General features: G+C 70.3%; 16 protein-coding genes, 5 tRNA genes and 1 pseudogene. 16 read left to right on the top strand and 6 right to left on the bottom strand.

Annotation, left to right across the window (positions count from 1 at the left end; all coding sequences use genetic code 11):
• Positions 1-140: 140 nt before the first annotated feature.
• The 4 genes from ACFVX6_RS18810 to ACFVX6_RS18795 form a co-directional block, all read right to left on the bottom strand.
• Positions 141-725, bottom strand: coding sequence for an ATP/GTP-binding protein (locus ACFVX6_RS18810; RefSeq protein ID WP_243337754.1), 585 nt, complete (start codon positions 723-725; stop codon positions 141-143).
• Entirely contained in the window at positions 706-1,098 is a 393-nt protein-coding gene (locus ACFVX6_RS18805) for a DUF742 domain-containing protein (protein WP_243337752.1), read from the bottom strand. Before ACFVX6_RS18805 ends, ACFVX6_RS18810 begins: the two co-directional genes overlap by 20 nt.
• Before the next feature lie 151 nt (positions 1,099-1,249).
• Positions 1,250-1,663 (bottom strand): roadblock/LC7 domain-containing protein, encoded by a 414-nt coding sequence (locus ACFVX6_RS18800; RefSeq protein ID WP_150212026.1) that lies wholly within the window; start codon positions 1,661-1,663, stop codon positions 1,250-1,252.
• 9 nt (positions 1,664-1,672) lie between these two features.
• On the bottom strand, positions 1,673-5,467 hold the full coding sequence (locus ACFVX6_RS18795) for a nitrate- and nitrite sensing domain-containing protein (RefSeq protein ID WP_389692775.1): 3,795 nt from the start codon (positions 5,465-5,467) through the stop codon (positions 1,673-1,675).
• A 602-nt stretch (positions 5,468-6,069) separates the two neighbouring features.
• Between ACFVX6_RS18795 and ACFVX6_RS18790 the strand changes: the two genes are divergently transcribed.
• From ACFVX6_RS18790 to ACFVX6_RS18750, 9 genes are all read left to right on the top strand, one after another.
• Positions 6,070-6,252, top strand: a complete 183-nt coding sequence (locus ACFVX6_RS18790; protein WP_389692773.1) for a hypothetical protein — start codon at positions 6,070-6,072, stop codon at positions 6,250-6,252.
• Positions 6,253-6,355: 103 nt separating this feature from the next.
• Positions 6,356-7,162 (top strand): fumarylacetoacetate hydrolase family protein, encoded by an 807-nt coding sequence (locus ACFVX6_RS18785; RefSeq protein WP_389692771.1) that lies wholly within the window; start codon positions 6,356-6,358, stop codon positions 7,160-7,162.
• A complete protein-coding gene (gltX, locus tag ACFVX6_RS18780; protein ID WP_389692769.1) occupies positions 7,155-8,633 on the top strand; it encodes a glutamate--tRNA ligase in 1,479 nt (492 codons plus the stop codon). The genes ACFVX6_RS18785 and gltX overlap by 8 nt, the downstream gene beginning before the upstream one ends.
• Positions 8,634-8,712: 79 nt before the next feature.
• Positions 8,713-9,441 carry an HAD family hydrolase gene (locus tag ACFVX6_RS18775; protein ID WP_389692767.1) on the top strand — a complete coding sequence of 243 codons (729 nt, stop codon included), beginning with the start codon at positions 8,713-8,715 and terminating at the stop codon, positions 9,439-9,441.
• An 86-nt stretch (positions 9,442-9,527) separates the two neighbouring features.
• Positions 9,528-9,599, top strand: a tRNA-Gln gene (locus ACFVX6_RS18770).
• A 26-nt stretch (positions 9,600-9,625) separates the two neighbouring features.
• Positions 9,626-9,698 (top strand) — tRNA-Glu (locus ACFVX6_RS18765).
• A gap of 61 nt (positions 9,699-9,759) precedes the next feature.
• Positions 9,760-9,832: transfer RNA gene (locus ACFVX6_RS18760), tRNA-Glu, on the top strand.
• Positions 9,833-9,856: 24 nt separating this feature from the next.
• Positions 9,857-9,928: transfer RNA gene (locus tag ACFVX6_RS18755), tRNA-Gln, on the top strand.
• A 22-nt stretch (positions 9,929-9,950) separates the two neighbouring features.
• Positions 9,951-10,023: transfer RNA gene (locus ACFVX6_RS18750), tRNA-Glu, on the top strand.
• Positions 10,024-10,220: 197 nt separating this feature from the next.
• Here ACFVX6_RS18750 and ndgR read toward each other — a convergent pair.
• A complete protein-coding gene (ndgR, locus tag ACFVX6_RS18745) occupies positions 10,221-10,937 on the bottom strand; it encodes an IclR family transcriptional regulator NdgR (protein WP_112450208.1) in 717 nt (238 codons plus the stop codon).
• Positions 10,938-11,121: 184 nt separating this feature from the next.
• Between ndgR and leuC the strand changes: the two genes are divergently transcribed.
• The 4 genes from leuC (at position 11,122) to ACFVX6_RS18725 (ending at position 14,345) form a co-directional block, all read left to right on the top strand.
• On the top strand, positions 11,122-12,555 hold the full coding sequence (gene leuC / locus ACFVX6_RS18740) for a 3-isopropylmalate dehydratase large subunit (protein ID WP_389692765.1): 1,434 nt from the start codon (positions 11,122-11,124) through the stop codon (positions 12,553-12,555).
• Positions 12,556-12,560: 5 nt separating this feature from the next.
• Entirely contained in the window at positions 12,561-13,154 is a 594-nt protein-coding gene (gene leuD, locus ACFVX6_RS18735; protein WP_389692763.1) for a 3-isopropylmalate dehydratase small subunit, read from the top strand.
• A 137-nt stretch (positions 13,155-13,291) separates the two neighbouring features.
• On the top strand, positions 13,292-13,519 hold the full coding sequence (locus tag ACFVX6_RS18730) for a hypothetical protein (RefSeq protein ID WP_243337737.1): 228 nt from the start codon (positions 13,292-13,294) through the stop codon (positions 13,517-13,519).
• 145 nt (positions 13,520-13,664) lie between these two features.
• Positions 13,665-14,345: an HU family DNA-binding protein gene (locus tag ACFVX6_RS18725; RefSeq protein ID WP_266881319.1), complete on the top strand. Its 681-nt coding sequence runs from the start codon at positions 13,665-13,667 to the stop codon at positions 14,343-14,345.
• A 297-nt stretch (positions 14,346-14,642) separates the two neighbouring features.
• On the opposite strand, the pseudogene cofC reads toward ACFVX6_RS18725, so the two are convergent.
• A pseudogene (cofC, locus tag ACFVX6_RS18720) lies at positions 14,643-15,242 on the bottom strand (2-phospho-L-lactate guanylyltransferase); the annotation flags it as partial.
• A gap of 239 nt (positions 15,243-15,481) precedes the next feature.
• On the opposite strand from cofC, the gene ACFVX6_RS18715 reads away from it, so the two are divergent.
• Genes ACFVX6_RS18715 through ACFVX6_RS18705 form a run of 3 tightly spaced genes read left to right on the top strand, consistent with a single transcriptional unit; the run spans position 15,482 to position 18,438 of the window.
• Positions 15,482-16,234 carry a lysophospholipid acyltransferase family protein gene (locus ACFVX6_RS18715; RefSeq protein ID WP_389692761.1) on the top strand — a complete coding sequence of 251 codons (753 nt, stop codon included), beginning with the start codon at positions 15,482-15,484 and terminating at the stop codon, positions 16,232-16,234.
• The gene (locus ACFVX6_RS18710) at positions 16,231-17,241 is read left to right on the top strand and encodes an NAD(P)H-dependent glycerol-3-phosphate dehydrogenase (protein WP_389692759.1); all 1,011 of its coding nucleotides are present in this window, start codon (positions 16,231-16,233) and stop codon (positions 17,239-17,241) included. Before ACFVX6_RS18715 ends, ACFVX6_RS18710 begins: the two co-directional genes overlap by 4 nt.
• 39 nt (positions 17,242-17,280) lie before the next feature.
• Positions 17,281-18,438: a D-alanine--D-alanine ligase family protein gene (locus ACFVX6_RS18705; protein WP_389692757.1), complete on the top strand. Its 1,158-nt coding sequence runs from the start codon at positions 17,281-17,283 to the stop codon at positions 18,436-18,438.
• Positions 18,439-18,499: the final 61 nt, after the last annotated feature.

Raw genomic sequence — 18,499 nt, 5'->3', positions numbered from 1 at the left:
AACGCACCGTGTCGCCAACTACCGGCAATTCTCTGTCGAAACGTTATGAACAAAGGGGGCGGGCCGTGTCCTATGACACAGCCCGCCCCCCCAAAACCAGCCGGTGAAGCCCTCTTTGCGCAGCGCCTCCAGACGAGCCGCTACTTGAGCCGCGCCATCAGGGCGTGCTCGACGAGCGTGATGAGCGCGCTCTTGGCGTCCGCGCGGTGGCGGGCGTCGGTGGTGATGATGGGCGCGTCCGGGCCGATCTGCAGGGCCTCGCGGACTTCCTCCGGGGTGTACGGCTGGTGCCCCTCGAAGCCGTTGAGGGCCACGACGAAGGGCAGGCCGCTGTTCTCGAAGTAGTCCACGGCCGGGAAGCAGTCGGCCAGGCGACGCGTGTCGACCAGGACGATCGCCCCGATCGCGCCGCGCACGAGGTCGTCCCACATGAACCAGAAGCGGTCCTGACCCGGGGTACCGAAGAGGTACAGGATCAGGTCCTGGTCCAGGGTGATGCGGCCGAAGTCCATGGCGACCGTGGTGGTCGTCTTGTCCCCGGTGTGGGTCAGGTCGTCGATGCCCGCGCTCGCGGACGTCATCACGGCCTCGGTGCGCAGCGGGTTGATCTCGGAGACGGCGCCCACGAACGTGGTCTTGCCCACGCCGAAGCCACCCGCCACCACGATCTTCGCGGAGGTGGTGGAGCGAGGAGCCGCTCCGCCGTTAGAGCTTGCGAAGTCCACTGAGAACCCTCTCGAGCAGCGTTACATCCGGCGTTCCGCCGGCCTCTCCATTGCCCGGCTGGTGGATGGCCACCATGCCGGCCTCCGCCAGGTCGGCGACGAGGATCCGTGCGACGCCGAGCGGCATGTTCAGCAGCGCGGAGACCTCCGCGACCGACTTGACCTCACGGCAGAGGGTGCAGATGCGCTGGTGCTCCGGGAGCAGCCCGGACAGGTGCATCGGATCGGCCGTGGTGCTGACCAGGGCCTCGATGGCGAGCTGGTAGCGCGGTCGGGTCCGGCCACCGGTCATCGCGTACGGACGAACCAGCGGCTGGTCGCCTTCCGAGTACGAGTCTCCGTACTGATCGGAATAGGCGGGGGGCGGGGTCATTGATCCTCCGGGCTGGACAGCAATGGTCAGCGTGCCGTCTGACGGGGCGGCCGGTGGGGGGACGGTATGACGGCCTGGCGGTGGTACTGGGTTCCGGGGCCGCGGCCCCGGTCCCCCGGCCGGCAGTACCGTCCGGCCGGGAGAGCGGCAGTCAGCTGAGCAGGCTTCCCTGCAGTTCCGCGCGCAGGTCCGGGGTGAGGACACTGCCGGCGCGGTCCACGAGGAGGGCCATCTCGTAGCCCACCAGGCCGATGTCGCACTCGGGGTGCGCCAGTACGGCCAGCGAGGATCCGTCGGAGACGGACATCAGGAAGAGGAATCCGCGGTCCATCTCCACCACCGTCTGGTTGACGGCGCCACCCTCGAAGATGCGGGACGCACCCGCGGTGAGGGAGGTCAGCCCGGAGGCCACCGCGGCGAGCTGGTCGGCCCGGTCGCGGGGGAAGCCCTCGGACATCGCCAGAAGGAGGCCGTCGGCGGAGACCACCACGGTGTGGGACACCCCGGGGGTGTTGTCCACGAAGTTCGTGATCAACCAGTTCAGGTTTTGTGCCGCCTGGCTCATCGAACTCAACTATCGCTCCTGCTGGTATGTGGGGTCGATGTGGTAACTGCCGGTGGCCGGGCCGGTGGTGCCGGCCTGCCGACCCTGCTGGATACCGCGTCGGAGGTTGGTGAGACGGCCGCGGACGTCGTCCGGGGATCGCGAAACCTGGGGGCCGGCCTGTGCTTCGGCCTGCTGCTGCGCGGTGCCGGCCACGAGGTTCGCCCGCGGGACCCGGCGGGGCAGACCCGACGTGGTGATACCGCCGGCGGCGGGCTGGCGCACGCGCTCGGCCTGCCGCATCAGCTCGTCGTTCGGGGAGGAGCGCCAGCTCACGGTCGGCACGGCGCCGGTGGCCGTCTGCGCGGACTCGGCCGGAGCCTGCTCCTGGCCGCGCTGCGGCAGCTGGTGCTGCTGCGGGCGCTGCGGGGAAGCCGGAGCCGGAGCCACGGGAGCGGACTGCTGCGCCTGCTGGGGCACCGCCGGTGCCTGCGGCGGCTGGCCGGCCTCCTGGCGGAACCAGTTCGACTCCAGCGTGTCGAAGATCGGGCTGCGACCCTCGCCGGCGCCCGGACCGGCCGGGGGCAGGGCCTCCGGACGGGGTGCCTGCGGCAGCCGCGGAGCCTCCGCGCGCGGAGTCGGTACGGGGGCGTGGTTGCCCTGGGGCTGCGGGGCCTGGCCGGGCTGGACGTAGCCGCCGACACCGGGGCCGCCGGGCCGCTGGGCCTGGTAGTCCTGGCGGGCGAACTGCTCCGTGGAGGCCGGGTCACCGAAGTCCTGGCGGGCGAACTGGCCGGTGGAGGCCGGGTCACCCAACTCGGGGCGGGCGAACTGGCCCGTGGTGCCGTTGTCGCGACCGCCGCTGCCGCCGGCCTGCGGGGCCGGGGCGTTGAAGTCGGGGCGGGGGAACTCGGACGTGGAACCGGGGCCCGACAGCTCGTCGTGGCCGCGCGGTACGTCGTGCCCGCGCTGGCCCGCGCCCCAACTGGTGGTCTGGGGCATCGAGGCGGGTCCGCCGCCCGCGCCCGGGAGCTCCGGACGGGGTGCGCCACCGCGCGGCGGAAGCTGCGGCCGGGGGCCGCGCGCGGCCGGGCCGCCGGCCTGCTGCTGACCCTGCTGCTGCGGGGCCTGCTGCGGGGCCGACTGCTGCGGCTGCGGCTGCTGGGGCTGCGCCTGCTGGGGCTGCTGCGGGCGCTCGAAGCCGTTGCCCTGCGGGAAGCCGCCGGGACCGGACGCCGTGGGGGCGCCGACCGGACGGGCCTGCGGACCGCCGAAGCCGCCCGGGCCGCCGGGACCCGAGACCGGGCCGCGGCCCGGCAGCGGAGCACCCGAACCGAAGGCGCTCTGCGTCTGGCCGCCGGGACCCTGCTGCTGCGGCCGTCCGCCCTGCGGACCGGGGCCCTGGGGCTGGCCGCCGGGGCCACCGTCGCGGCCCGGCAGGGCCGCGCGCTGGTTGCCGGCGGAAACCTGGCCGCGCTGCGGCGCGGCGCCCACGGGGGGACGCGCGCCGGGTCCGGGGATCGAACCCTGCGCCTGCGCGCCGGGACCGCCCTGACCGGGGGCGCCGGGAGAGCCCTGACCGCCCGGACCGCCCTGGCCGGGCATCGGAGCCGGCTTCTTGCCGCCCTGGGCGACGTCCACCGGGAGCATGACGAGGGCCGTCGTACCGCCCGAGTCGGAGGGGCGGAGCTGGATGCGGATGCCGTGTCGCAGGGACAGGCGGCCGACCACGAACAGACCCATGCGGCGGGAGACGGAGACGTCCACGGTGGGCGGCGAAGCGAGCCGCTCGTTGATCGCGGCGAGGTCCTCGGGGGAGAGGCCGATACCGGTGTCGTGGATCTCGACGAGCACGCGGCCGTCGGGCAGCGCGTGACCGGTGACCTTGACCTTGGTCTGCGGGGAGGAGAACGAGGTGGCGTTCTCCAGCAGCTCGGCGAGCAGGTGCACGAGGTCGTTGACGACGCGGCCGGCCACGTCGGTGCCGGGCACCGACGAGAGTTCGATGCGCTCGTACTGCTCCACCTCGGACGCGGCGGCGCGGAGCACGTCGACGAGCGGGACGGGGCGGGTCCACCGGCGGCCCGGCTCCTCGCCCGCGAGGACGAGGAGGTTTTCGCCGTTACGGCGCATGCGGGTCGCGAGGTGGTCGAGCTTGAAGAGCGAGGACAGCTGGTCCGGGTCGGCCTCGCGCGACTCCAGCTCGGAGATGAGCGAGAGCTGGCGCTGGATGAGGCCCTGCGAACGGCGCGAGAGGTTGGTGAACATCGCGTTGACGTTGCCTCGCAGGAGGGCCTGCTCGGCGGCGAGGCGGACGGCCTCGCGGTGCACGTCGTCGAAGGCCGCGGCCACCTGGCCGATCTCGTCGCGGGTGTGCAGACCGACGGACTCCACCGTCGTGTCCACGTCCTGCGGGTCGGACTCCGACAGCTGCTTGACGAGCTCGGGCAGCCGGTCCTGGGCGACGCGGGTCGCGGTGTCCTGGAGGCGGCGCAGGGAGCGGATCATCGAGCGGGCCATGACGAAGGCGCCGACGAGGGAGACACCGAGGACGAGGAGGATCAGCGCACCGTTGATGAGGGCGTCGCGCTGCGACTCGTTCTTGAGCTCGCGGGCCTTCTGCTCCATGTCCTCGAGCAGGGTGAGCTCGATGACCTTCATGGCCTGGAGCTTGGTGTCGTCCGCGTCGTACCAGTCCATCCAGGACCGGTTCTTCTCCTTGGCGAACTGGTCCTTGTTGCCCAGGACGCGGCGGGCGTAGTGGTCGGCGGTGGCGATTTCCTGGTTGCCGTCGCCGAGCGCCGCGAGGAGCTCCTCGGGCTTGCCCTGGTAGACCAGCTCGAAGGTCTTGCGCGCCTGCTCTTCGCTGCTCTGGGCGGAGCGGGCGTACAGCCGGTCGTTCTCGGTGAGGGTGCCGGCCAGCGCGGGGTCCGCGGGGAGCGCGGCCGCGATGATCGCGCGCTGGATCGAGGCGTACTCCTTGGCGGAGGAGAACGCGGCCAGCGCACGGGTGCGCTTGATCATCTCGGGGTTCGAGGTGGCCTGGGCCATGTCCTGCGAGAGCGAGAGCAGCGAGACGACCAGCGCGTTGTACTCGGTGACGGTCTGCTGAGCACCGTTCTGGTACGCGTTCTTGCGGATCTCTTCGAGGTTGTTGAGCCCGTGTGCGATCTGCAGGATGTTGTTGCGGATCGACCGGAGCGTCTCGTCGTTGCCCTCCGCGACGTCGACCTTGTCGGTCGCGGCGGCGAAGGCCCGGACGGCGGAGTCGGTCGAGTCGCGGACGCCCTGGACGAGGGTGCTGGGCTTGCCCGACTTGTCGACGGACAGCGGACCGGCGGAGTTGTCACGCTCGGCCTGGAGCATGGCGGCCAGGTTGGTGGCCTGACGCGTCATCGTCGTCAGCAGCTGCATGTGCTCCAGCTGCGCGATGTCGTTGAGCGAGTCGTTGATGCGGAAGCCACCGAGGGTGGTGGCGGCGACGACGGGCAGGGTCAGCAGCGACACCAGTCGCGTGCTGATGCGCCAGTTCTGCATGGCCAGACGGGAACCGGACCCACGGGGGGTCTGGGGTATCGCGACGTCACGGCTGCCCGACTCGTCGTCGGCCTTGGAGCCGCCCTTGGGCTTGGCGCGGCCCTTCGGCTTCAGCGCGGCGGAGCCGTCGGGGCCCCCGCTCTCGACAGCCGGCCCGCGGTTCTGGGCGTGCTGGGGCGAGGAGCCACGGTCGGTCCCGCCGCGCGGGTCCTGCTCCGGCGCGGCGTCCCCACGGCCCTGACGGGCCTGGGGAGACCCCTTGTCATCCCTCTTGAATCGTCCCTGCACTAGCGTCGCAACCTCTGGACCAGGCGTCCCGCCGGGCGACCGGTGGGACGGTGTCGAGTCGTGGGGCAATGCGCCCCATGGTGGTCGTCGGTGACCGGCGCGTCTCCCTCTCCGTTGCCGCCGCGCTCGGCGCTGTGTCGCGCCACCTGCGCGCCGGCTGATTCCCGCGGCGGTCCCGCGAATTCCAGCACAGAGGCGGATCTCCAACAAGGTGCGAGTCCCTGCCCGGACAGTCGGTCACGTCAGGTGACGCATGCACTACCCGACGTGCGGGCCAATTCATACCGAATCGGACTTACGCCGCCCAAACCTCGCGCCTGGCAAGCTGTCCCAGTCGCGATGATCGGGAGCGGAATGGCGCATTCAGTGGCGCAATGTCCGCTTTGTGGGGCGGAATTGACTGCCCGTTATGCCCGTAATGCCTGGTCACTGGTGAGCAAACTCACATAGCCGTGGCCATTACTTCCCGGTTCGACGGGGGATTCAGATGTTTAGCCTTGAGCTTTACAGGCTTGCCGCGAGCGACAAGCGGCACTCCGAAGGCACCCCGGCGGCATCCGCCGCCACCATCCGACCTAGTGAGCCGAGGGCTTCGCACTCCGATGAAGACGACGATGATGTTCCGCAACATAGCCAACCCGCGCCGCACCACCCTCGCGCACCTCAAGGACGCCGAGGAGCTGCAGACCGCGCCGGTCCCGGAGCACACCGTCGACCTGCCGGGCCAGACCGCGAACCCGCGCCGCACCATCCTCATGGACGCGCCGGTCGCCGTCGCCCAGTAACGGGAGTGTCCGGCGAAAGCCGCGCGAAGCGTCGGCCCCCACCGCGTTAGCCTGGAGTCCGCAGACTCCAGCCAGCGGAAATACAGAGGGGCAGACGCAACACGTGCGCATCGCCAGGTTCTCGATCGACGGCAATGTCGCCTTCGGCGCGGTCGAGGGCAGCAAAGCCCCCGGCGCCGAAGGTGAGCTCGTCCTCGACATCATCAAGGGCATCCCGTTCGCGGACTTCGAGCTCTCCGGCACGAAGGTCCCGCTGAACAAGGTCCGGCTGCTGCCGCCCGTGCTCCCGAACAAGGTCGTGGCCATCGGCCGCAACTACGCGGAGCACGCGGCGGAGCTGGGCAACGCCGTCTTCGACAGCGAAGGCCGTCCGGAAGCCCCCATCACCTTCTTCAAGCCCTCCACCTCGGTGATCGGCTCGGGCGACCCGATCGCGTACCCGTCCTTCTCCCAGGACCTCCACCACGAGGCGGAGCTCGCCGTGGTGATCGGCCGCATGTGCCGCGAGGTCCCGCGCGAGCGCGTCAAGGACGTCATCCTCGGCTACACCTGCGCCAACGACGTCACCGCGCGCGACGTCCAGCAGCGCGAGAAGCAGTGGGCCCGCGCCAAGGGCTTCGACAGCTCCTGCCCCCTCGGCCCGTGGATCGAGACCGATCTGGACCCGAGCGACCTGACCATCCAGTGCACCGTCAACGGCGAACAGCGCCAGCTCGGCCGCACCAGCGAGATGGTCCGCTCCATCGAGGACCTCATCGTGCACATCACCGAGGCCATGACGCTGCTCCCGGGCGACGTCATCCTCACGGGGACCCCGGCCGGAGTCGGCCCCCTGAACGTCGGCGACGAGGTCGCCGTCACCATCGAAGGCATCGGCACTCTCACCAACAAGGTGATCAAGCGTGGCTAACGCGACCCCCCGCGTACGTTTCTGTCCGTCCCCGACCGGCAACCCCCACGTGGGTCTGGTCCGCACGGCCCTCTTCAACTGGGCGTTCGCCCGCCACCACGGCGGTACGTTCGTCTTCCGCATCGAGGACACCGACGCGGCCCGCGACTCCGAGGAGTCCTACGGCCAGCTGCTCGACTCGCTGCGCTGGCTCGGCTTCACCTGGGACGAGGGTCCCGAGGTCGGCGGCCCGCACGCCCCGTACCGCCAGTCCGAGCGCATGGACATCTACAAGGACGTCGCGCAGAAGCTCCAGGACGGCGGCTACGCCTACCCCTGCTACTGCACCACCGAGGAGCTGGACGCCCGCCGCGACGCGGCCCGCGCCGCCGGCAAGCCCTCCGGCTACGACGGCCAGTGCCGCGAGCTCTCGGACGAGCAGAAGGCCGCGTACGAAGCCGAGGGCCGCACCTCGATCGTCCGCTTCCGGATGCCCGACGAGCCGATCACCTTCACGGACCTGGTCCGGGGCGAGCTGACCTTCACCCCCGACAACGTGCCGGACTTCGGCATCGTCCGGGCCAACGGCGCCCCGCTCTACACGCTCGTCAACCCGGTCGACGACGCGCTGATGGAGATCACCCACGTCCTGCGCGGCGAGGACCTGCTGTCCTCGACCCCGCGCCAGATCGCGCTCTACGGGGCCCTGATCGAGCTCGGCATCGCCAAGGCGGTGCCGGCCTTCGGCCACCTGCCGTACGTGATGGGCGAGGGCAACAAGAAGCTCTCCAAGCGCGACCCCGAGGCCTCGCTCAACCTGTACCGCGAGCGCGGCTTCCTCCCCGAGGGCCTGCTGAACTACCTCTCGCTGCTCGGCTGGTCCTTCTCCAAGGACCAGGACATCTTCTCGATCGAGGAGATGGTGGCGAAGTTCGACATCCCGGACGTCAACGCCAACCCGGCGCGCTTCGACCTCAAGAAGGCCGAGTCGATCAACGCCGACCACATCCGGCTGCTCGACCCGAAGGTCTTCGCGGACCGCTGCGCCCCGTGGCTCCAGGCCCCGCACGCCAACTGGGCGCCCGAGGACTTCGACACCGCCGCCTGGGAGCGCATCGCGCCGTACGCCCAGACCCGGGTGACGGTCCTCTCCGACATCACGGCCAACGTCGACTTCCTGTTCCTGAAGGAGCCGGTCGAGGACCAGGCCTCGTGGGACAAGGCGATGAAGGGCGAGCCCGCGGCCCTCCTCACCACGGCCCGCGAGAACCTGGCCGCCGCCGACTGGTCGGACCCCGAGTCCCTCAAGCAGGCGGTCCTCACCGCGGGCGAGGCCCACGGCCTCAAGCTCGGCAAGGCCCAGGCCCCGGTCCGCGTGGCCGTCACCGGCCGCACGATCGGCCTCCCGCTCTTCGAGTCCCTCGAGATCCTGGGCAAGGACCGCTCCCTGTCCCGCATCGACGCGACCCTGGCCAAGCTCAACGCCGCGTAGAACGGCCCGTACGTCCCCCCGGGGGCGGCAGCTCCGAAAGGGCTGCCGCCCCCGGGGCGTTCCGCGTAGGGTCGGCCGCATGGCGATCCGTGCGGTGCTCTGGGACATCGACGACACCCTTTTCGACTACACCGGGGCCGACCGGGCCGGGCTCGCGGCGCACCTGGTCGCCGAGGGGCTCGCGGAGCGGTACGGGGCTCCGGCCGAGGCGCTCGCGCTGTGGCGGCGGATCACCGACCGGCACTGGGAGCGGTTCGCGGCCGGCGAGGGCACCTTCCAGGGGCAGCGCCGGGACCGGGTGCGCGAGTTCCTCGGGCGGCCCGCCATGACCGACGCACAGGCCGACGACTGGTTCGAGCGGTACGTGGAGCACTACAGGACCGCCTGGGAGCTGTTCCCCGACGTGGTGCCCGTCCTGGACGCCCTGGCCGGCGACTACCGCCACGGGGTGCTCTCCAACTCCTCCGTGGCCAACCAGGACCCCAAGCTGCGCCACCTCGGCCTGCGCGACCGCTTCGAGGTCCTGGTGTGCGCCGTGGAGCTGGGCGTCAGCAAGCCCGAGGCCGGTGCCTTCCTCGCCGCGTGCGCCGAGATGGGCCTGGAGCCGGGGGAAGTGGTCTACGTGGGAGACCAGCCCGAGATCGACGCGCGCGGCGCCCGTGACGCCGGTCTGACGGCCGTGTGGCTCGACCGCGACGGGTCGCGCGGCCCCGGACCCGAGGGCGTGCACCGGATCGCCGGACTCGACCGGCTCCCGCAGGTGCTGGCCGGGGATACCCGTTTTGGAGCACGGTCAGGCATCCGGTAATGTTCTTTCTGCGCCGCCCGAGCGGGCCGAAAGGCCGGGCCGGAGGCGCTAACCGAACGAAAGTCCCTCAGGGTCTTGAGTTTTGGTGGGCTATAGTGTAATTGGCAACACGAGGGTTTCTGGTTCCCTTATTCTAGGTTCGAGTCCTGGTAGCCCAGCGCAGTTCAGTAGTGACGCAGTGCTTGCCCCCGTTGTGTAGCGGCCTAGCACGCCGCCCTCTCAAGGCGGTAGCGCCGGTTCGAATCCGGTCGGGGGTACAGATCCTTCCCGCGAGATCTCCAGGGTCGCACCCGGATGTTTTGATGCAGGATCGCTAGGGCCCCCGTTGTGTAGCGGCCTAGCACGCCGCCCTCTCAAGGCGGTAGCGCCGGTTCGAATCCGGTCGGGGGTACGGTGTCTAGCTGGTCTAGACCTTTGGGCTATAGTGTAATTGGCAACACGAGAGTTTCTGGTTCTCTTATTCTAGGTTCGAGTCCTGGTAGCCCAGCGCAGTACCGCAGTAACAGCTAGCCCCCGTTGTGTAGCGGCCTAGCACGCCGCCCTCTCAAGGCGGTAGCGCCGGTTCGAATCCGGTCGGGGGTACGCACAGAAGAGGCCCTCCGCGTTCATCGCGGAGGGCCTCTTCGCTGTTTCCGGACAGAGGCCTGGCAGAGGCCGGGCAGGCGTCGGGCAGAGGGAAGAAGTGCGGGCCCGGCGGCGCGTGTGTGGACGTGTGCGGCGTCTCACGCGCCCCCGGGCCCGGGGGTTGGGGTGGGGGAGGTCTGCGACCGGGGAGTTGCTCAGCTGGAGCGGCGCAGGGCCTCGGTCAGTCGGGCGGCCGCGTCGATGACGGCCTGGGCGTGCATGCGCCCCGGGTGCCGGGTCAGGCGCTCGATCGGCCCGGAGACCGATACGGAGGCCACCACGCGGTTCGAGGGGCCGCGCACCGGCGCCGAGACGGAGGCCACGCCGGGCTCCCGCTCGCCGATCGACTGCGCCCAGCCGCGACGCCGTACGCCCGAGAGCGCCGTCGCCGTGAAGCGCGCGCCCTGCAGGCCGCGGTGGAGCCGCTCGGGCTCCTCCCAGGCCATCAGGATCTGCGCGGCCGAACCGGCCTTCATCGGGAGCGTGGAGCCCACCGGGACGGTGTCCCGCAGGCCCGACAGCCGCTCGGCGGCCGCCACGCAGATGCGCATGTCGCCCTGACGCCGGTAGAGCTGCGCGCTCTCTCCCGTCACGTCCCGGAGGTGGGTGAGCACCGGTCCGGCCGTGGCCAGCAGGCGGTCCTCGCCGGCCGCGGCGGCGAGCTCCGCCAGCCGCGGTCCGAGGATGAACCGGCCCTGCATGTCCCTCGCCACCATCCGGTGGTGTTCCAGTGCCACGGCAAGGCGATGTGCCGTGGGTCGTGCGAGCCCTGTCGCCGCGACCAGCCCGGCGAGGGTGGCCGGACCGGACTCCAGTGCGCTCAATACCAGAGCTGCCTTGTCGAGAACGCCGACGCCGCTAGAGTTGTCCATGAAACGATATTCGCGTCTCACACTGTGAAACGCAAGTTCAATTTTTCCAAGAACCAGCGAGTCTGTATGTGCGGGTCCACGAACCACTGGGTCCGAGCCGTCGTCCGGGACGTGGGGTACGGACGATCAGGCGCACGAGATCTCTATCAAGCGCCGGCACAACCGGCCGGCCGGAGGGAAAGCGATGGGTAGGACACTCGCGGAGAAGGTCTGGGACGACCATGTCGTCCGGCGCGCCGAAGGCGAGCCCGACCTCCTCTTCATCGATCTGCACCTGCTGCACGAGGTGACCAGCCCGCAGGCCTTCGAGGGGCTGCGCCAGGCCGGCCGCAAGGTCCGACGCCTCGACCTCACCATCGCGACCGAGGACCACAACACCCCCACCATCGACATCGACAAGCCGATCGCGGACCCGGTCTCCCGGGCCCAGCTGGAGACGCTGCGGGCGAACTGCGCCGAGTTCGGCGTGCGCCTGCACTCGCTGGGCGACGTCGAGCAGGGTGTCGTCCACGTCGTGGGACCGCAGCTGGGTCTGACCCAGCCGGGCACCACGGTGGTCTGTGGTGACTCGCACACCTCCACGCACGGCGCCTTCGGCGCGCTGGCGTTCGGCATCGGCACCAGCCAGGTCGAGCACGTGCTGGCGACCCAGACGCTGCCGCTGGCCCGCCCCAAGACGATGGCGATCACCGTCACCGGCGCGCTGGCCGAGGGCGTCACCGCCAAGGACCTGATCCTGGCGATCATCGCCAAGATCGGCACCGGCGGTGGCCAGGGCTACATCCTGGAGTACCGCGGCGAGGCCGTCGAGCAGCTGTCGATGGAAGCCCGCATGACCATCTGCAACATGTCGATCGAGGCCGGCGCCCGCGCGGGCATGATCGCCCCCGACCAGACCACCTTCGACTACCTCGAGGGCCGCGACCACGCCCCCGTGGGCGAGGACTGGGACGCGGCGGTCGCGTACTGGAAGACCCTGCGCACCGACGACGACGCCGTCTTCGACGCCGAGGTGGTCATCGACGGCACCACGCTGTCGCCGTTCGTCACCTGGGGCACCAACCCCGGCCAGGGCGCGCCCCTGTCGGCGAACGTCCCCGACCCGGCTTCGTACGAGGACGCTTCGGAGCGCAACGCCGCCGAAAAGGCCCTGGAGTACATGGGGTTGACCGCCGGACAGCCGCTGCGCGACATCAAGGTCGACACCGTCTTCGTAGGTTCCTGCACCAACGGCCGCATCGAGGACCTGCGCGCCGTCGCCGGGATCATCGAGGGCCGCAAAGTCGCCGAAGGCGTACGGATGCTGGTCGTCCCGGGCTCGGTCCGCGTCGCCCTGCAGGCCGTGTCGGAGGGCCTGGACAAGGTCTTCAAGGAGGCCGGCGCCGAATGGCGGCACGCGGGCTGCTCGATGTGTCTGGGCATGAACCCCGACCAACTGGCCCCCGGTGAGCGCTCCGCGTCCACCTCCAACCGCAACTTCGAGGGCCGGCAGGGCAAGGGCGGGCGCACCCACCTGGTGTCCCCGCAGGTGGCCGCCGCCACCGCGGTGCTGGGCCACTTGGCCTCGCCCGCCGACCTGGCCGGGTCGTCCGCCGCTACCGCGCCTGCAGGAGTCTGAGAACGATGGAAGCCTTCACCACCCACACCGGCCGGGCCGTCCCGCTGCGCCGCAGCAACGTCGACACCGACCAGATCATCCCGGCCCACTGGCTGAAGAAGATCACGCGCGACGGTTTCGAGGACGGGCTCTTCGAGGCCTGGCGCAAGGACCCGGAGTTCATCACCAACCGCCCCGAGCGCGCCGGCGCGACCGTCCTGGTCGCCGGTTCCGACTTCGGCACCGGTTCCTCGCGCGAGCACGCCGTCTGGGCCCTGCAGAACTTCGGCTTCAAGACGGTCATCTCTTCCCGCTTCGCCGACATCTTCCGCGGCAACTCGCTGAAGAACGGTCTGCTGACCGTGGTCCTGCCGCAGGAGACCGTCGAGCAGCTGTGGAAGCTGACCGAGGCCGACCCCACCGCCGAGATCACGGTCGACCTGGTCGACCGCCAGGTCCGAGCCGAAGGCGTCGTCGCGGAGTTCGAACTCGACGACAACGCCCGCTGGCGGCTGCTGGAGGGTCTGGACGACATCTCCCTCACCCTTCAGAACGAAGCGGACATCGCCACGTACGAAAGCACCCGGCCGGCCTTCAAGCCGAGCACGATTCAGGCGTGATTCCGGCCTGAGCAGCGCTTATTCGCCTTAGGGTGATCACATAGGCAACACTGTGCCCCCTGCCATCCGGCAGGGGGCACAGTCGTGTGTTGAGGCCCCGTGAGGCGACAACTCGCCCCAGATGGCACAATCTGTGCATGGAACGCGACAGTCAACTTGAGCTCTACGGACTTGTCGCCGACCGATTGAAAGAAGCACACACAAGGGTGCGCACACTGCAAGTCCCGGAGGGCGTAAGGATGGCGCTGTCCCGGAAGCTGTTGGTCGTCACCGCCGTGGCGAAGCATGATCTCGCCGACGCGGCAAGGCGCCTGGACAGGTTGATGAAGGACCTCGACGAGGGTCGATTCCCTGAAGGCGACTGATGCGAAGGAACTCCGTAACGGCCTACAACGTTGCGGCACTAGGGTGATAAGCCCGTTTCGTGTTTGATTTGCGGTATATATCCGCCTAACGTGCGAAATAAGCTTGAACACATTCGTTCTGGCGAAGTCTCCGAAGGGGAAGACGTTGAACAAGGCGCAGCTCGTAGAAGCGATTGCCGACAAGCTGGGCGGCCGTCAGCAGGCCGCGGACGCCGTCGACGCGGTACTGGACGCCATCGTCCGCGCGACCGTCGGGGGCGACCGGGTCTCGGTCACGGGCTTCGGCTCGTTCGAGAAGGTCGACCGCCCGGCCCGCTATGCCCGTAACCCCCAGACGGGTGAGCGCGTCCGGGTCAAGAAGACCTCTGTTCCCCGCTTCCGTGCGGGTCAGGGCTTCAAGGACCTGGTCAGCGGCACCAAGAAGCTGCCCAAGGGCGGCGAGGTATCGGTGAAGAAGGCGCCCAAGGGCAGCCTCACCGGTGGTGCTTCGGCGACGGTCAAGAAGGCCGCCGCGAAGAAGGCCGCGCCCGCCAAGAAGGCCGCTGCCGCCGCCAAGACCACGGTCGCGAAGAAGACCACGGCCAAGAAGGTCACCGCCACCGCCAAGAAGACGGTCGCCAAGACCGCCGTGGCGAAGAAGGCGGCCCCCGCGGCCAAGAAGGCCACGGTCAAGAAGGCTGCGGCGACGGCGAAGAAGACCACCGCCACCGCGAAGAAGACCGCCCCGGCGGCCAAGAAGGCCACCGCGGCGACGAAGGCGCCCGCCAAGAAGACGGCGACGCGCAAGGCCACCGCGAAGAAGACCACCGCCCGCAAGACCAAGTAGGGCAACGAGTCACACGCGCCGGGCCGGTTTCCCCACGGTGGGGAAACCGGCCCGCGGTGCGTGCGAGGGGGCCCGAGGGAGGGACCGGGGTCAGAAGGTCTGCAGCGTGACCAGGGTGATCCGCAGGCCCGCGCCCTCGCCGTCCGTCTCGATCCGGACCCGCTGTCCGGGACGCAGCAGCCGCAGGCCGCCCGCGTCGAACGCCGGGGCCTCGAAGGGCACCGGGGTGCCGTCGTCCAGCAGCACACTGCCGCTGCGGGTCTGGGTGTCGTACGTGTACGCGGTCGCCTGCATACGGGCACTGTATCGGGCCGTATGGCGCCCCACGCCGAGGGTCAGGACCGTACGCAGATCCGCCCCCGTGTCCACGTCCCGGCGGATGCTCTCGACGCCGACGAGGGCCATTTCCACCGCGCCCGAGGCCGAATGCCGGGCCCGTGAGGGACCGCCGAACGAGGGCGCCAATTCCACGTCCGGAGCAGCCGAAAGCAGGGTCGTCCCGATTCCCGCCGCATCCGCCAGAAATGCCCGGGGAAATGCCGAAGCGGTTTCGAGCACGCGTAGCAATTCGGGTGGCCGCAGCGCCGGCAGATCCGCGTTCATCGCGGCCACCGCCGCCCCGGGCCTGCCCGCCCGTATCTCCCGCGCCCCGTGGGCCAGTGCGGCGTTGAGCCCGGCCGCCGGGGAGTCCGGCACGATCCGGGCCCCCAGTCGCGCCAGTTCCGCGCCGGCCGCCGGATCGTCCGTGACGACCACCACATCCGCGACCGCCGTGCAGGCCAGCGCCCCTGCGACGGTGTCCAGCGCGAACGCCAGGGCGAGCCCCGGCCGGGACGCTCCGACGGCCGGCGCGAGGCGACTCTTGGCCACCGCGAGCGGCTTCAGCGGGACGACCAGACTCCAGACGGCGTTCGTGACGGACCCCTTCCCTCCGGCACGCTCGCGCGCCGCTCAGGCCATGTGCGGGTCATGACCAGGTCATGCGGAGCCCCATTGTCACCTCATGCCGGGCCACCCGGGGCCTGGTCCGGGTGTCCGGGGCGTACGGTGTTCTCGACAGAGACCGGGCTCGGGGCCACACTTGTCCGGCCTCGAGGTGCCCAAGCCGCGCACCGGTCCTAGAGGAAGGTGTCCGAGTGTCCCGCCGCAGAATCGGCTTCTGGTACCGCCTTGCGGCGGCCATCGCGAAACCGCCGCTGGTAGTGCTCTTCAGGCGGGACTGGCGGGGAATGGAACACATTCCGACCGAGGGCGGATTTATCACCGCCGTCAATCACAACTCGTATCTGGACCCGCTGTCCTACGCGCACTTCCAGTACAACACCGGCAGGGTGCCCCGATTGCTCGGCAAGGCGGCCCTCTTCGAGGTCCCCATTGTCGGAGCGATCCTGCGCGGCTCCGGCCAGATCCCCGTCTACCGGGAGTCCACCAACGCCCTGGACGCATTCCGGGCCGCCGTGGACGCGATCGAGCGCGGCGAATGCGTGGCCTTTTACCCGGAAGGCACCCTCACCCGGGACCCCGACATGTGGCCGATGGCCGGCAAGACCGGCGCCGCCCGCGTGGCGCTGATGACCAGGGCCCCCGTCATTCCGGTGGCCCAGTGGGGCGCGAATCTCGCGATGCCGCCCTACGCCAAGGAGAACAAGGTCAATCTGTTCCCGCGCAAAACCCTCCAGGTCCTCGCAGGGCCGCCCGTGGACCTCTCCGCGTACTACGACCGGGAACCCACCCCGGACGTGCTCAGGGAGGTCACCGAGGTCATCATGGCGGCCATCACCGGGCTGCTGGAGGAACTGCGGGGCGAGAGCGCGCCCCCGCAGCCGTACGACCATCGCAACGCCAGGGCGCAGCAGCGGCGCAAGGCCGCAGGGGAGGGCAACAAGTGACACGTCCCGTGAAGGCAGCCGTATTCGGAACCGGCTCCTGGGGAACGGCCTTCGCCATGGTCCTCGCCGACGCCGGCTGCGAGGTGGTCCTGTGGGGCCGCCGCCAAGAGCTCGTCGACGCCATCAACAGCGGCCGGACCAACCCGGACTACTTCCCGGACATCGAACTCCCCGCGAACATCCGCGCCACCAACGACCCGGCCGAGGCCGCGGCCGGCGCCGACTTCACGGTCCTCGCCGTCCCCTCGCAGACCCTGCGCGGCAACCTCGCCGCCTGGGCCCCGCTGCTGGCCCCCGAGACCGTGCTCGTCTCCCTGATGAAGGGCGTCGAACTCGGCACCGCCAAGCGGATGAGCGAGGTCATCGAGGAGGTGGCCAAGGTCCCCGCCGACCGCGTCGCCGTCGTCACCGGACCCAACCTGGCCCGCGAGATCGCCGCCCGGCAGCCCGCCGCCTCCGTGGTCGCCTGCGTGGACGAGGCCGTCGCCCAGCGCCTCCAGGCCGCCTGCCACACCCCGTACTTCCGCCCGTACACGAGCACCGACGTCATCGGCTGCGAGCTCGGCGGCGCCGTCAAGAACGTCATCGGCCTCGCCGTCGGCATCGCGGACGGCATGGGCCTCGGCGACAACACCAAGGGCTCGCTCATCACCCGCGGTCTCGCCGAAGCCACCCGCCTGGGCCTGGCGATGGGCGCCGATCCGCTCACCTTCTCCGGCCTCGCGGGCCTCGGCGACCTCGTCGCCACCTGCTCCTCGCCGCTCTCCAGGAACCACACCTTCGGCACCAACCTGGGCCGCGGGATGACCCTGGAGGAGACCATCGCGGTCACCAAGCAGACCGCCGAGGGCGTCAAGTCCTGCCAGTCCGTGGCCGATCTGGCCCGCCGCCACGGAGTGGACATGCCGATCACCGACACGGTCGTCGACATCGTCCACCACGGCAAGCCCACCCTGGTCGCGCTCAAGGAACTCATGGGACGCAGCGCCAAACCGGAACGGCGCTGACTGCTTTCCGGACGCTCGAGCGGGTACCCTCGTGGCGATATGAGCAGCGAGAACCTCCCCCAGACCCCTGAGCAGCAGGGCCGCAAGCCCCGCGTGGCCGTCGTGTTCGGCGGCCGCAGCTCGGAACACGCCATCTCGGTCGTCACGGCGGGCGCCGTCCTGCGCTCCATCGACCGCTCCAAGTACGAGGTGCTGCCCATCGGCATCACCACGGACGGCCGGTGGGCGCTGACCGCCGACGAGCCCGCACGGATGGCCATCTCCGGCGGCGAGCTCCCCAACGTGGGGCAGCTCGCCGAATCCGAGGACGGCGCCGTCGTGCTCTCCGTCGACCCGGCCAGCCGCGAGGTCGTCTACACCGAGCCGGGCGCCGTCCCCAAGGCGCTGGGCGAGGTCGACGTCGTCTTCCCCGTCCTGCACGGCCCGTACGGCGAGGACGGCACCCTCCAGGGCCTCCTGGAGCTCTCCGGCATCCCGTACGTCGGCTCGGGCGTCCTCGCCTCGGCCGTCGGCCAGGACAAGGACTACATGAAGCGGGTCTTCACGTCCTTCGGGCTGCGCGTCGGCCCGTACGTGACCATCCGCCCCCGCGAGTGGGAGAACGACCGCGAGGGCGCCCTCGCCCGCATCGCGGACTTCGCCGGCGAGCACGGCTGGCCGCTGTTCATCAAGCCCGCCCGCGCCGGATCCTCGATCGGCATCACCAAGGTCGACGAGCCCTCCGGACTGGACGCCGCGATCCGCGAGGCCCGCCGCCACGACCCGAAGATCATCGTTGAGGCGCTGCTGCGCGGCCGCGAGATCGAGTGCGGGGTCCTGGAGTTCGAGGACGGTCCGCGCGCGAGCGTGCCCGCCGAGATCCCGCCGGTCTCCAGCCACGACTTCTACGACTTCGAGGCCAAGTACATCGACTCCGCCTCCGGACTCGTGCCCGCCCCGCTCACCCCGGAGCAGACCGCCGAAGTCCAGAAGCTCGCGATCGAGGCCTTCGACGCCGCGTCCTGCGAGGGCCTGGTGCGCGCCGACTTCTTCCTCACCGAGGACGGCGCCTTCGTCATCAACGAGATCAACACGATGCCGGGCTTCACCCCGATCTCCATGTACCCGCGCATGTGGCAGGAGTCGGGCATCGAGTACCCGGAGCTGGTGGACCGCCTGATCCAGGCCGCCCTGCGTCGCTCCACCGGACTGCGCTAGCCCCCGGGCACGAAGCTCCGTACGCGGAAGAGGACCGCCCGCCGTCCCTCGCACGAGGAGC

The organism is Streptomyces sp. NPDC058289 (genome assembly GCF_042880975.1).
In the GTDB taxonomy this organism is placed as follows: Bacteria; Actinomycetota; Actinomycetes; order Streptomycetales; family Streptomycetaceae; genus Streptomyces; species Streptomyces stoeckheimensis.
This window is presented reverse-complemented; position numbering and strand designations above follow the sequence as displayed.

Bases quoted from the DNA above. Each gene is read 5' to 3' on its own strand.
- ACFVX6_RS18805 (WP_243337752.1), bottom strand. From the start codon at position 1,098: ATGACCCCGCCCCCCGCCTATTCCGATCAGTACGGAGACTCGTACTCG.
- ACFVX6_RS18800 (WP_150212026.1), bottom strand. From the start codon at position 1,663: ATGAGCCAGGCGGCACAAAACCTGAACTGGTTGATCACGAACTTCGTG.
- ACFVX6_RS18790 (WP_389692773.1), top strand. From the start codon at position 6,070: ATGAAGACGACGATGATGTTCCGCAACATAGCCAACCCGCGCCGCACC.
- ACFVX6_RS18775 (WP_389692767.1), top strand. From the start codon at position 8,713: ATGGCGATCCGTGCGGTGCTCTGGGACATCGACGACACCCTTTTCGAC.
- ndgR (WP_112450208.1), bottom strand. From the start codon at position 10,937: ATGGACAACTCTAGCGGCGTCGGCGTTCTCGACAAGGCAGCTCTGGTA.
- leuC (WP_389692765.1), top strand. From the start codon at position 11,122: ATGGGTAGGACACTCGCGGAGAAGGTCTGGGACGACCATGTCGTCCGG.
- leuD (WP_389692763.1), top strand. From the start codon at position 12,561: ATGGAAGCCTTCACCACCCACACCGGCCGGGCCGTCCCGCTGCGCCGC.
- ACFVX6_RS18730 (WP_243337737.1), top strand. From the start codon at position 13,292: ATGGAACGCGACAGTCAACTTGAGCTCTACGGACTTGTCGCCGACCGA.
- ACFVX6_RS18705 (WP_389692757.1), top strand. From the start codon at position 17,281: ATGAGCAGCGAGAACCTCCCCCAGACCCCTGAGCAGCAGGGCCGCAAG.